We start from the raw sequence: 13,597 nt of genomic DNA, 5'->3' as shown, positions 1-13,597 counted from the left end.
ACGCGGGTCTTCCGACAGGCCCCCGTCGGGGACGCTGTTTACCGGCGGCATCTCCGGTTGGCGGTGACATCCCCGCCGGGCACGATTCGGGTCGAGGCGACCAGGACCGTTGCCCAGACCGCGGTGGCCACCCATGACCATGCTGCGCCGATGGTCTGGACAAGGGGAAGATGGTCCGCCCGACCGAGGTCGATCCCAGCGACCGCGTACATGCCGAGCGGGAAGACCAAGCTCCACAAGCCCGGCTCGTACCGCAGCGGGATTCGGTGCCGGATGTGCCGCCACCAGCCGACCGCGACGAGTACCGGGATCAGCCAGGTGGCGACGCACCACGCGATGACGGACAGTCCGGCGATGACCGCCCGGGTGGCGTTCACCATGGGCGCGCTGTCCATCTCGGTGATCTGCGCGCCGGCGACCGCAGTGATCGCCAGCGCTCCCATCGACACCCAGTACGACGGGTCGAGATCGGCCGGGCACATCTGCCGGGCAGCGAACCTGAGAAGCAGCACGACCACGACCACGCCGTACTGGGCCACGCCCAGCGCCCAGGCCAGGATCGCCAGCGCGGCCAGATACTGGCGAACCCCGACATAGGCGACCTCGAGGTCGGCGGCGGCTATCGCCACAGAATGGCTGGAGACCGCCCACAGGAGCCACGTTCCGTCCACCGCGGGAAGGACCGCGCTGTCTCGCCGGCCTAGCAACACCGACCAGGGCACGACATATCCCAGGACCAACCAGGCCAGTAGGCCGACCGTGAACAGGGGGATCGCGGCGGCCGGCCATCCTCGCAGTAGGGCCAGTACTCCCACCACGTTGGTGCCCGCGACGAAGGTGAAGTGGCCGACGCTGCGGGACCGGGACCGGAAATCCGTGGCGAAGGCCGCGGGGAAGACGATCACCCGGTACCCGGTCATCAGGATCAGAAGCAGGTAACCCGCACCGGTCACACCGGCCGGGATCAGGGAAACGGTGTCGTGCCCGGTCAGATCCAGTGCGATCGCGATGATGCCGCTGGCCATCACCGGAGCGAACGAGCCGGGTGGCAGGTCACGGGCGGCGATTTGGACGCGGTGCGGCATCAGCCTATGGTGATTCACCGCACCGAAACTGGCACGACGAGCAGCCTGGGCGCTTGATCGGCTGGCCGGATCACCGAGTGAGGTGTGTCCGGTCCGCCGCGCGGAAATACTCGACCATTCTGGAAATTCGAACCGGCGCCGAGTTCGTCAGGCGCGGCTGACGACTCAACGGTTCGGCCCAAGAAGGTCCAGTCACGGCCTTCGATGAACGTCCGTATCCGGATACCGGCCTCGCCCGGACGGTCGGGATCCCGCTGCTGGAAATCCATGTCATTGACGGTCAAGCCTCTCATCCCACGACGCGGATCAGGATGGCGCGCTCCCGCGCGGCGAGCGGTGTCCGCGAGTCATCGCCGGCAGCGGCCGAAAAGGTCAGCATGATCCCGTGGACAACCGAACGGATCCCCTGATCGTCAGCACACGTCACGACCGCCGCTGGCAGTCGGTCAGCTGGGCGTTGGCTCGGGTTCAGGGAGACCAGGTCGCCGTACCCAGTCGGTGACGGGGTCGTCGGCCGACCGATTACGCGCTCCACGCTCGAAGCTGAGCATGCCCGCCGGCGAGTTCGGTCCGACCCCGGGTCGAACTCCTGTCGACGACGCTTGAAAACGAGGCCAAAGCGACGGCCGAAAACGAGGCCACCCAGACAGATTGGATGGGTGATCTCTGTGGAGGATTGGGCTCTGATCCGGCGGCTGGTGGCGGACGGTGTTCCGCAGCGCCAGGTCGCACGGGACCTGGGCATCGGGCGGGCGACGGTGGCGCGGGCGTTGGCTTCGGACCGGCAACCGAAGTACGAGCGGCCAGTGGTGCCGACCTCGTTCACACCGTTCGAACCGGCGGTGCGTCAACTGCTGGCCACGACGCCGGACATGCCGGCCACCGTCATTGCCGAGCGGGTCGGTTGGACCGGGTCGATCACCTGGTTCCGCGACAACGTGCGGCAGCTGCGGCCTGAACACCGGCCGGCCGATCCTTCGGACCGGTTGATCTGGCTGCCCGGCGATGCGGCCCAGTGCGACCTGTGGTTCCCGCCGAAGAAGATTCGGCTCGAGGACGGCAGCAAGACGCTGCTCCCGGTCATGGTGATCACCGCAGCCCACTCGCGGTTCATGGTCGCCAAGATGATCCCCACCCGCCACACCGCCGACCTCCTGCTGGCGATGTGGCTGTTGCTGCAACTCCTGGGCAGGGTCCCGCGCAGGCTGATCTGGGACAACGAGTCCGGCATCGGCCGCGGCAAGCGCCACGCTGAAGGTGTGGGCGCGTTCACCGGCGCCCTGGCCACCACCCTGATCCGGCTCAAGCCCTACGACCCCGAATCGAAAGGCGTCGTGGAACGCAGGAACGGTTACTTCGAGACCTCCTTCATGCCCGGCCGCGACTTCACGTCGCCGGCCGACTTCGACGCCCAGTTCACCGACTGGCTCACGATCGCCAACGCCCGAGTGGTGCGCACCATCAAGGCCCGACCCATCGACCGGCTCGATGCAGACCGGGCGGCGATGCTGCCCCTGCCACCAGTGCCGCCAGCGGTGGGTTGGATCAACCGAGTCCGGCTGGGACGCGACTACTACGTCCGCGTCGACAGCAACGACTACTCCGTCGACCCGGCAGTGATCGGCCGGTTCGTCGACGTCACCGCCGACCTGGCACGAGTCCAGGTCCGCCACGAAGGACGCCTCGTCGCAGCCCATGAACGAGTGTGGGCCCGCGGACAGGTCGTCACCGACCCCGCCCACGTCGCGGCCGCGAAGGCGCTGCGCGAGCAGCTCCAACTGCCCCGACCAGCACCCGGCCACCACGACGAACTTGCCCGGGACCTGGCCGACTACGACCGCGCCTTCGGGCTCATCACCGGCGGCCTGACCGACGGCGAGGAGGTGGCGTAATGGCTTCGGCGAAGACGAACAGCGGCACGACCGAGGCGCTCAAGCAGCTGACCTACCTGGCGTCGGCGTTGAAGGCGCCACGGATCACCGAAGCAGCAGCCCGGTTGGCCGACCACGCCCGCGACGCCGGCTGGACCCACGAGGAGTACCTCGCCGCGGTCCTGGACCGGGAGGTCGCCGCCCGCAACGCATCCGGCGCCCAGCTACGGATCCGCGCGGCCGGGTTCGCCGCACGCAAGACGATCGAGGAGTTCGATTGGGACGCCCAACCCGCCACGCGCCAACAGATCGCCGCCCTGGCATCGGGTGGCTTCCTCACCGAAGCCCGCAACGTCGTCCTACTCGGCCCGGGCGTTATCGACGGTTTGGGCTCCTGCGAGCGACATTTGCGCTGGTCATGACGTTTCTGCGATCGATGCAACGTGAGCGGTGTGGTGCCGGGCGCAGCTGCCCTTGCGGGCGAGTTCGCGGCGAAGTTCAAGGTTCTCCCCGTGGGCTTGCGCGAGCGCGTCTTTGAGGGTCTGGATCTCTTGCCGGTGCCGCTTCTTGAGCTGGGTGATCTGGGCGGTCAGGCTCAGGACGAGCGTGCTTTCCGAGTCCGGTGGGTTGGCTGGCGTCGGTCCCGGGCGGCCGCGGGAACGTAGGTGCTCGATCCGCGCGCGGAGGTCCGGGCTGCCGTAGAGGAAGGCGTGCGAGACGCCGGCTTCCCGTTGAACGGCCTGGAAGGTGACGGACTCGCCCCGTTTGACCAGCGCGCGGATGCCTTGCTCGGCGGCCTGGGTCTTCGCGGCTGATTTCGCTTTGGCTGCGGCGGTCAGCGTCGCGGCGCGTTTCGCGTTCGCGTCGGTCATGGCCGGGTCCTGCGCCTGGGTCCGGTGAGTGCCAGGGGCACCGGGCCTGTCGGAGGTGCGCCGCATCCGCCTCCTTGCACCGCCCGTTCGGGGTGGTCGGCCATCGTGTCCAACAGCCGGGTGAGCGCCGCTTGCTCGGCTCGACGCTGCGCGAGCCAAACATTGTCCTCGGGCATGGCGCGACCGTGCTTCTCCCGAAACGCGTTGGTTGTGCGTGTGATCAACGCTTCGGTCTCGGCCTGTTGGCGTCGTAGTGTCGGCTCGTGGGTCGCGTCGGTGACGAAGACCGAGCAGCTCAAACATGCGTTGCCCTTGTCGCAGGATTGGAGCGGGGGCAGCAGGCACCAGCCGTTGGGCAGGAACCGGTCGGCCCGGTCGAGCAGGTGCAGGCCGTCGTGGTCCTCACGGGAGAACTGGACCCGGCTGCCGTCGGCCCGCAGCTTGACGGTGGCCAGGAACGCCTGCTCGGCGTGTTCCTCGCGCTGCGCCACGTAGTGCATCGACATGGTCGGTGTGGCGTGCCCGGCGTACCGCTGCAGGACGTGGATGGGCAGGCCGAGTTCGGCGAGCCGAGTGAGCTTGGTGTGTCGGAACCGGTGCGTGTTGCTCAGTTGCAGTTGCCGGCCCTGGCCGTCGGTGATCCGCGCGACGTTGCTGAGCTCCCGGAGCATCCAGTTGTAGGTTCCCGGCGGGTAGGGCTTGTCGCCGTTGCGGTTCCCGGTCCGCTGCACGAACAGATGCCGCGGTTCGAACTCCGGCAGGTGTTCGCGGACCCAACGCTGCTGCTCCTCGATGACCGCGGAGACCTCGCGGTCGACCAGGATGGTGTCCGGCGCGGTGTCGATCTTGCTTTGGGCGTAGCGGAACCGGACGACTTCCTGGTCCTGCCCGGACTGCACCGAGATATCGGGAGCCGGTGACAGGCAATCGAACTCGCACGTGCGGATCTCGCTGGACCGACGCCCGGTCAGGATCTGCAGCAGGATCATCCGCATCGCCTGCGGATCGTCGAAGCCGGCGGCGAGAACCTGGGTGCCGTCGCCCCGGGTGATCGTCATCTGTTGGTCCCGGGGCAAGCCCAGCAACGGCAGCGCACCCGGAATCTGGGCGAGCGCGTGGTCGTCGACGTAGTGCCGGTCGTTCAGGGTGGGTGTCCGCGGGATGCGGGAGACCTGGCGGAACCATCCGGCCACGTGGGTGTCGGTGACCCGATCCCAGACGGCGTATCCGGTGACGATGTGGGCCCGGTCTCGGTTGGCCACCATGAAGGTGAACAGATCTGCCACTGCCCGGATGTCGTCGTTGATCAGGCGCGGGTGGGCCGGCTTCGGGGGCGTCCGACGGTCGAACGTGCCGGTCTTCCGGTGGCCCGGTTCCATGGCCCAACGTCGATATCTGTCCGCCTGCCCGGCGGCCGCCGCTGGATCGCCGAGCACCTCGATGGGATCGTCCAGGCAACTGGTCAGCCAGACGTCGAACCGGCGCAGGCAATTCATCCGGTCCTGGCTCACGGTCGTCCAGCGCAGCGCCCCGGACTCCAGTTGGGTCCCCAGGTACCACTTGACGGCTTCCCGGAGCCAGGGCTGGGTGATCTGCCCGGGCGAGCACCCGTAGTTGGCCTGTGGTTCCCGGGTCGACAGCGGTATCCGCGGATCACAACGTGGATGCCACTCGTCGAGCGTCCACCACGGGCCATCGTGGCAGCGGGCGATCAACGCCTGCCGGGCGAACCGGAACAGCACCCGCAGCCGGCTACGGCTGTCCTTGGGTGGGAGCCGCCCCCAGCGGTGCGCGTAGAACCACCCCTGCAACGCCGAGGCCGTCTCCCAGTCCAAGGCCAGCATCGAGGTGGGGAACGGGTGCCCCTCGCGGATGGCGCGGCGCAGGATGTTGGCCAGCTGGTTCATCGCCAGCACCGTCGATCGGGTCCCGTCGACGGACTGCCAGTGCGCCATCCACGCGAGTTCGGCCGGGAACGGGTCAGGCAGCCCAGTCAGATCGATTCGCCTGTCGCCGTTTTCGGTGATCCGGTCCCAGTTCGCGATGCCGGGTCCGATCACCGGACCCCGCCACTGCTCGGGCAGCTCCAGCCAGAGCCGATGAACGGGATCCAGGTCCTCGGCGGGCCGAAGGCCCCCGCCCGGTTCACGGCGCATCGGTCACCCGCCAATTGGACGCGTACGACGTCCAGTTCGCCGCCGCCCGCAGCGCCTCGTCCTCGCGGACCCAGCCGTAGAGGTCCAGCGTGGTCTGGACGTGGGCGTGCCCCAGCCGACGGGACACCACCCACTCCGCCGTGCCGGCCAGCAGCAACGCGGTCGCGTGGCTATGCCTGAACCAGTGCGGGGTCCACCCGGGCGGGCCGATCCCCTTCTTCCGCAGCGCGGCCGTCTTGTCGCGGACGGTGCCCTCGTGCAGCGCAGCCAGCAGCGGCGGCCGTTGCAGGTTGACCAGCAGCGGCGAGTCCGCCGCCACCGCGATGCCCATATCGGCTGCTGTGCAGGCCAGGAGGGTCAGGTAGTCGGCGAACAGCCGCTCGAGATCGGCGCCGACGTAGACCCGGCGGGGACGCATCATCTTCACCCGCGCCCCATTGGTGTTGTCCGCGCGAGGCACGATCTCGATGAACGGGGTGCCGCCGCGACCCATCACGAAGTCGCTGATCCGCAAACCCAACGCCTCGCCGATCCGCATGCCGCTCTCCGCAAGAACGGCGAAAAGCAGCCGGTCACGCAGGTTTCCGACCCATTCACCGGTGTCTGGATCGTAGGTGGCGCAGCCATCCAGGATCGCCTGGATCTGCTGGGGCATCAGCAACGGCGGACGATGCCGCCGGCTGCGGCGCACCCGGACCAGCGACGTCGGAGCGGGCCCCGAGCGGGCATCCAGATGGGACAGCAGCCCCCGGGCCACTGCCCGCCGCGGCGCTCCACGCATCAACCGGCCGGCCACCGGAACGCCGGACACGGCTTCGTGCCACGTGTAGAAGGAGATGACCGCGGCCAGCCGCGCCTGCATCGTCTCCGGCGACGGCCCGTCCTCCGGCACCAGGGAACGCTCGACCCGGCGCCCGTTGCGCATCCAGGACACGAACGCCGACACCGTCGGCACGCCGATCTCGTTCCACCGCCCGGACTCGGCCCGCTGTTCAAGGAACGTCCACCACTGGCTCAGCGCGGTCGCGTACCCGCGGACCGTGTTCGGCGACCAAAGATGCCGGTGGGCCTCCAGCCACTCCTCGACCGGTCCGACCGTCCGGTATCCCTGATCGATCACCGTCCACGTGCGAGGCCCGCCGTCGGGTCGGGCCATCACGCTCTGCGCCATCGTTGCCGTTCCATCTCGTCGAAGAAGACCCGCTGATTGCGAGGAAACGACGATGGCAGGACGTCAGGACAGGGCTCGGTGATGACAGTGATGAGGGCGCGTCAGGAACCGGGGATAACGCCCGGCACCGGCAAGACCCACCTGGCCACCGGGCTCGGCATCGCCGCAGCGAACCACGGCCACCGCGTCTTGTTCGCGACCGCGACCGAATGGGTCACCCGGCTCACCGACGCCCACCGCGCCGGACGACTACCGCAAGAGCTGGCCAGGCTGCGGCGCTACGGGCTGATCATCGTCGACGAGGTCGGCTACCTGCCCTTCGAGCAAGACGCGGCGAACCTATTCTTCCAACTCGTCTCATCGCGATACGAGCACGCCTCGCTGATCCTCACATCGAACCTGCCGTTCAGCGGCTGGGGCGGCGTCTTCGGCGACCAGGCCGTGGCCGCCGCGATGATCGACCGAGTCGTCCACCACGCCGACGTTCTCACCCTGAAGGGCGCCAGCTACCGGCTACGCAACCGCGGAATCGACACCCTGCCCAGCATCAGAACCCACGACACCGCAGACTGAAGCCACGAACCGGTGGCCTCGTTTTCGATCGTCGGATCGGCCTCACTTTGGAGCGTTGCCGACAACTCCCGTCCGTGGACGCAGGGCCCGAATCCCGAGGGGCCGGTGTCATTTGGACTGCCGCGTCGGCAGTGGCTCAGGACCTCGCGTGGGGCGTCCGGACGCCGGGCGCATCCGCGATCTGGCTGTAAGGCGAGTTCTGGTGGAACGAGGACTCCAATGCTTCGAATCGAAGCGTCAAGGCATCCAGTCGTCGTTCCAGTTCATCCTGTCGCCCGCTTACTGAACCGATGTCGTCACCGCGTTGCGGGCCCCGACCGATCGGTTCGGACCTGGAGTTCCCGGCCGGGGGGCGGGCAAGGTCGACGTCCTTTGTCGCGAAGTTCGGTTCGGGGGCTTCGCCGATGCGGGCCATGCGCTCGGGCCGTTGGAGATCGGTGCGGGAAAAGTCGGGCCGGGTCGCTGGTCTGGCTGCGGACGCGGCTTCAGTGGCTGCTTGGTCGGGTCGGTCAGTTTCTCGGTGCATGGTCATTCCGCCTTTCTTGTAGGTCCCGTTCAGGTTTGGTTGATGGCCCAGCGGCCAAGTCCTCAGCCGTTTGCAGGGGCTTCCAGTTGCGGTGCGGGTGGGCTTCGGTGTGCATTCGTTCACGCATTTGTGGGTGGTGCAGTTCGAAAGCGGGGCGTTCGGAGCGGATGCGGGGAAGCAGGTGGAAGTTGTGCCGGGGCGGTGGTGAACTGGTGACCCACTCCAGAGAGTTGCCGTAACCCCAGTGGTCATCGGCGGTGGTGGGTTCACCGTGCCGCCAGGAGGACACGACGTTCCAGATGAACGGCAGGATCGATGCGCCAAGAACGAATGCTCCGATGGTGGAGATGTCGTTGAGTGTGGTGAAGCCGTCGGTGGGTAGGTAGTCGGCGTAGCGGCGGGGCATGCCCATAGCGCCGAGCCAGTGCTGGACCAGGAAGGTGACGTGGAACCCGACGAAGGTGGTCCAGAAGTGCAACCGGCCGAGGTGCTCGTCGAGGAAGCGGCCGGTGGCCTTGGGGAACCAGAAGTGGATCCCGGCGTAGGTGGCGAAGACGATGGTGCCGAAGAGGACGTAGTGGAAGTGGGCGACGACGAAGTAGCTGTCGGTGACATGGAAGTCGAGGGCGGGGGCGGCCAGAATCACCCCCGGTCAGCCCGCCGAACAGGAACGTGACCAGGAACCCGGCGGTGAACAGCATAGGACTCTGGAACGAGACCTGGCCCCGCCACATGGTTCCGATCCAGTTGAAGAATTTGAGCCCGGTGGGGATCGCGATCAGGAAGGTCATGAAGCAGAAGAACGGGAGGACAACCGCTCCGGTGGCAAACATGTGGTGCGCCCAGACCGCGGCCGACAGCCCGGTGATGCCCATCGTGGCGAACACCATTCCGCGGTAGCCGAACAGGGGTTTGCGGGAGAACACGGGCATGATCTCGGTGATGATGCCGAAGAACGGCAGCGCCACGATGTAAACCTCGGGGTGCCCGAAGAACCAGAACAAGTGCTGCCACAGGATGGCTCCCCCGTTGGCCGGGTCAAAGACGTGCGCTCCGAAGTGCCGGTCGATCTCCAGACCGAACAGACCCGCGGTGAGCACCGGGAACGCGATGAGCACCAGGATCATGGTGGCCAGGATGTTCCAGCAGAAGATGGGCAGCCGCCACATCGTCATCCCGGGGCAGCGCAGGCAGATCAGGGTGGTGACCAGGTTGACCGCCCCCAGGATGGTGCCCACTCCGGAGACGATCAGGCCGATCGCCCACAGGTCATCGCCGACGGCGGGGGAGTTCTCGACGTCGGACAACGGGGTATAGGCAGTCCAGCCGAACGCGGCGGCCCCGCCGGGTGTGGCGAACCCGGCGACCGCGATGAGCGCGCCGAACAGGTACAGCCAGTAGGACAGGGCGTTGAGGCGGGGGAAGGCGACGTCGGGAGCACCGATCTGGAAGGGCAGCACCAGGTTCGCGAAGCCGAAGACCACGGGGGTGGCGTAGAAGAGCAGCATGATCGTGCCGTGCATGGTGAATAGCTGGTTGTACTGCTCGGGCGAGAGGAACTGAAGCCCGGGATGCGCCAGCTCGGCGCGCATCAGCATCGCCAGCAACCCGCCGGCCAGGAAGAACGCGAACGTCGTGAAGACGTACAACAGGCCGATCGTTTTGGGATCGGTGGTGTGCAAGACGTTGCGGAGGACCGCGCCGCGCGGCGCCCGTGGGGGCGGGTAGGGGCGGGTGGCGCGGGGCGGTGCGGATCGAATCAGCGTCATGCTGATCTCCCCGCCAGGAAGGTTCGACTCATCGGGGCCGCCCCGGTGGCCAGCGACGGTGCTGCTGGTCGGCGGCGCGAAGCGTCGTGCCGTGCCCGGGTGGCCTCGAGGATCAAGGCACCGGCGCGCACGGGGGGTCACGACCCACTCCGGCAGAGGGGCCGGCAGGACATCGGCCACCGTGTCGGCCATTGGCAGCCACCTCCGAAGTACCTGACGAGACAACGTCATGAGGGCTGTAGCACCGGTGTACCGCAAGGCTTGCGAATACGCAAGTATCGCCGATACGATTGGGTTATGGCAGTCCGGCGTTCCACCGACCCCACCTTCGATGCGGACGTCGATGCCGTGCTCGCCGGATCCAGAACCCTGGTGGGAGTGGCCGCCCGGTCACTGGCCGACCTCGAGGACGTCGTCTCAGTGACGCAGCTGCGCGCGTTGATGATCCTGGCCACTCGCGGTCCGATGCATCTGACCGCACTGGCCGAGGACATGGGGGTGCATCCGTCCAATGCGACCCGCGCCTGCGACCGGCTCGTCGCCTCCGGACTGCTGGACCGCCGGGACAACCCGGACGACCGCCGGCACCTGCTGCTGGACCTGACGCCGGAGGGGCGGGAGTTGATCGATCGCATCATCGGCCGTCGGCGCGCCGCGATCGAGCAGATCCTGCTCCGGATGCCGACGACTCATCGGCGGGCGCTGGGCAGGGCGTTGGCCCACTTCGCGGCCGCCGGCGGTGAACCGAGTCCGAGTGAGCTGTGGGCGCTCGGCTGGACCAGCTGACGTTTCCGCGGCGACCCAGACCCCGCGCCCGGTAGAGACCGACCCGCCGAGTTCACGGGCCGGTCCCTCTGGGTGGCCGGGATCGGCGGCTACCCGCCGAGTCCCGTTCAATGCTGAAGGCGACCAAAAGGCCAGCCTGGGTGATCAGCCCCGTCGAGGCGTGGATGCCTTCGACCGCTTCGGGCATCAGGGTGTCCGTGGAGCATGGCCAGGATTGCTCCGACAATCACTGCGGCAATGCCCATGATCGTGGCCGGTCGGGCGCTGCTGAGCGTCAGGGCCCCCGTGGGTCGGCAAATCCGCTGAGCAAGGCGATGCTGCGCAGACCAAGAAGATATAGCCCAAACGGTGGCAGGCTTACTGCGTCCCGTCCACACCCCGACTGTCCTTTGAGGACGTTGGAAATGAAGACCTCGGCGAGCACGGGATTGCGACACTACCTCCGCCCAGCAGGGATTGACCCACCAACAGCAAGGACCGGGATCCCGTCGAGCAGGGCGCCGATCGCGATCTCGGCCCGTTGCCGATGGCGTGCTGCTCCGAGGGGCTGCTGGCCGGAGAACGATTGCGATGGCGGGCACCGTGCGGGGCCGGCACAGTGTTCGCAGCGACATACTCGACCGCACATGCAGCCAAGCCGACGATGACCGGAACGAGACCGTTCTGGGCTGCGACCGGCTCAGCCAGTTCGAAACGCCATCGCAGATCAGGACTCCGCCCCGAACGATCATGACGGCGGCGACCGGCCTCTGCGGCACCGTCGCGAACCAAGCGACCAGCGCAACGATGATCGGTGCGATACCGCCGATGAATCCCCGCGACCCTAGCGGGCAACCGGTCTTTGTAGGAGAAGTGCAGACCTTGCTTGACCGGAAGGGGGGCGTGACAATTCCCGTATGACTGGCGTTGTCCAGCACTCACTGGTGGCCCACCAACGCGGGGCCGGTGTCTGGCGATGGTCAAGGAATCCCCCCCGGGATGGGACGCAGAGACGTGCTGAAGGACCCGCCGTCGGTGATGTGCGGACGCCCGGGAGTGTCCGTTGATACCGTGGCTGGGCAGTTGAGTCCACCAGAGTGGTGTACGACCACTGATCGACCTTGACCCCCTGACCAGGCAGGTCGGGGCGTGTCGGTCCCGGGACGAGGACGGCCACCGCGTGAGGCTTCGAAGGACCTCTCACAGTCTGTCGAAGGAGACATCACGCGATGACCACTGCGCAGCCTAACGACCCCACGACCATGGTCGGCGACATGCTCGCGTCGGCGAGCCCGGACCTGCTCCGCTCGATGCTGTCCACGTTCATTCAGACGCTGATGGGCGCCGAGGCCGACGCCCTGTGCGGCGCCGGCTACGGAGAACGCAGCCCGGACCGGGTGAACTCCCGCAACGGGTACCGGCACCGGGACTTCGACACCCGGGTCGGCACCCTGGACGTCGCGGTGCCGAAACTGCGGTCCGGGTCGTACTTCCCGGACTGGCTGCTGGAACGGCGGACCCGCGCCGAACGCGCCCTGGTCTCCGTCGTCGCGACCTCGTACCTGCTCGGGGTCTCGACCCGGCGGGTGGAGAAGCTGGTCCAGGCGCTGGGCGTGACGTCGCTGTCCAAGTCGCAGGTGTCGGTGATGGCCCGCGACCTGGACGAGCAGGTCGAGGCGTTCCGCACCCGGCCGCTGGACCAGGGCCCGTACACGTTCCTCGCGGCCGACGCGCTGGTCCTGGAAGGTCCGCGAGGGCGGCCGGGTCGTGCAGGTCCACGCCCTGCTCGCGACCGGGGTCAACGGTGACGGGCATCGCGAGATCCTGGGCCTGGACGTGACCAGCCGCGAGGACGGCGCCGGCTGGTTGGCGTTCCTGCGTGGCCTGGTCGCCCGGCGCTTGTCCGGGGTCCGGCTGGTCACCAGCGACGCGCACAGCGGCCTGGTCGCCGCGATCGGCGCGACCCTGCCGGGTGCCTCGTGGCAGCGATGCCGCACGCATTACGCGGTGAACCTGATGTCGATCACCCCGAAGAGCAGCTGGCCGTGGGTGCGGACCATGCTGCACTCGATCTACGACCAGGTCGACGCGAAAGCCGTGGCTGCCCAGTTCGACCGGGTGATCGACACGCTCGCCGAGAAGCTGCCCGCGGTCGCCGATCACCTCGACCAGGCCCGGGCCGACCTGCTCGCGTTCACCCCGTTCCCGAAGGAGATCTGGCGGCAGATCTGGTCCAACAATCCTCAGGAACGGCTCAACAAAGAGATCCGCCGCCGGACCGACGTCGTCGGGATCTTCCCCGACCGGGGCGCTCTGATCCGCCTCGTCGGCGCCGTCCTGGCCGAACAGCACGACGAATGGACCGAGGGCCGCCGCTACCTTGGCATCGACGTCCTGGCCCGCTCCCAGACCGCCAACGGACCCGACGCGAAGGAGGACACCAGCACCACGCCCGCGATCACCACCGCCGCCTGACCAACGAAGATCACCGGCGGCCGGACCTCGTCACGTACACCACTCAGCTGGGCTTGACCGGCTGGGCCGGCTGACCGACGGGCGGTACCGGTTCGACGGCGTGGTCATCAACTGCCGCTGACCGAGCCGGACAAGCACAACGCCATCCACGGGGTTGCTGCGGTGGCGATTCCGGCGGCCGGTGGACCACGCCTGAGGACATCGTCAGGGGCGGTTGTACCCCGCGCCGGGGTTTGGGCTCGGGTTGGACGTGCAGATTTCCTACCGGCTGGATGCGACGGGACTGACGGTGCGACCATCGCGGCCAACGGCGGTGAGGCGGATTGTCGATTCA

Annotated in this window: 7 protein-coding genes and 4 pseudogenes; 5 read left to right on the top strand and 6 right to left on the bottom strand. The window is 67.8% G+C overall.

The genetic code is table 11. The annotated features are described in order from the left end of the window. Positions 1-38 precede the first annotated feature (38 nt). Complete coding sequence (locus NAMU_RS18320) at positions 39-1,085, bottom strand: tellurite resistance/C4-dicarboxylate transporter family protein (RefSeq protein ID WP_015748846.1); 1,047 nt, start codon at positions 1,083-1,085, stop codon at positions 39-41. Between the two features lie 14 nt (positions 1,086-1,099). Then, on the bottom strand, positions 1,100-1,369 hold the full coding sequence (locus NAMU_RS29455; RefSeq protein WP_138180327.1) for a hypothetical protein: 270 nt from the start codon (positions 1,367-1,369) through the stop codon (positions 1,100-1,102). A gap of 375 nt (positions 1,370-1,744) precedes the next feature. Here NAMU_RS29455 and istA point away from each other — a divergent pair, with 375 nt between their 5' ends. Both istA and NAMU_RS18310 read left to right on the top strand, forming a co-directional pair. Further along, positions 1,745-2,977: an IS21 family transposase gene (gene istA, locus NAMU_RS18315; protein WP_041369125.1), complete on the top strand. Its 1,233-nt coding sequence runs from the start codon at positions 1,745-1,747 to the stop codon at positions 2,975-2,977. Beyond that, positions 2,977-3,327: pseudogene (locus NAMU_RS18310) on the top strand (ATP-binding protein); the annotation flags it as partial. The gene istA and the pseudogene NAMU_RS18310, both read left to right, overlap by 1 nt. A gap of 45 nt (positions 3,328-3,372) precedes the next feature. Here NAMU_RS18310 and NAMU_RS18305 read toward each other — a convergent pair. The 3 genes from NAMU_RS18305 to NAMU_RS18295 are packed head-to-tail and all read right to left on the bottom strand — an operon-like array spanning position 3,373 to position 7,155. Then, positions 3,373-3,828 (bottom strand): DUF6262 family protein, encoded by a 456-nt coding sequence (locus tag NAMU_RS18305; RefSeq protein WP_015746537.1) that lies wholly within the window; start codon positions 3,826-3,828, stop codon positions 3,373-3,375. Then, positions 3,825-5,984 carry a tyrosine-type recombinase/integrase gene (locus NAMU_RS18300; protein WP_015746536.1) on the bottom strand — a complete coding sequence of 720 codons (2,160 nt, stop codon included), beginning with the start codon at positions 5,982-5,984 and terminating at the stop codon, positions 3,825-3,827. The genes NAMU_RS18305 and NAMU_RS18300 overlap by 4 nt, the downstream gene beginning before the upstream one ends. Continuing rightward, entirely contained in the window at positions 5,974-7,155 is a 1,182-nt protein-coding gene (locus tag NAMU_RS18295) for a tyrosine-type recombinase/integrase (RefSeq protein WP_015746535.1), read from the bottom strand. Before NAMU_RS18295 ends, NAMU_RS18300 begins: the two co-directional genes overlap by 11 nt. 120 nt (positions 7,156-7,275) lie before the next feature. Here NAMU_RS18295 and NAMU_RS18290 point away from each other — a divergent pair. Next, positions 7,276-7,728, top strand: a pseudogene (locus NAMU_RS18290) (ATP-binding protein); the annotation flags it as partial. 509 nt (positions 7,729-8,237) lie between these two features. Here NAMU_RS18290 and ctaD read toward each other — a convergent pair. Next, a pseudogene (gene ctaD / locus NAMU_RS31890) lies at positions 8,238-10,023 on the bottom strand (aa3-type cytochrome oxidase subunit I). A gap of 297 nt (positions 10,024-10,320) precedes the next feature. Here ctaD and NAMU_RS18280 point away from each other — a divergent pair. Next, positions 10,321-10,809: a MarR family winged helix-turn-helix transcriptional regulator gene (locus NAMU_RS18280; RefSeq protein WP_015748845.1), complete on the top strand. Its 489-nt coding sequence runs from the start codon at positions 10,321-10,323 to the stop codon at positions 10,807-10,809. Between the two features lie 1,208 nt (positions 10,810-12,017). After that, positions 12,018-13,263 (top strand): annotated as a pseudogene (locus NAMU_RS18270) (IS256 family transposase). Positions 13,264-13,597 lie beyond the last annotated feature (334 nt).

Source organism: Nakamurella multipartita DSM 44233 (genome assembly GCF_000024365.1).
In the GTDB taxonomy this organism is placed as follows: Bacteria; Actinomycetota; Actinomycetes; order Mycobacteriales; family Nakamurellaceae; genus Nakamurella; species Nakamurella multipartita.
Note: the sequence above shows the minus strand (reverse complement) of the source record. Positions and strands in the feature narration are given on the sequence as shown.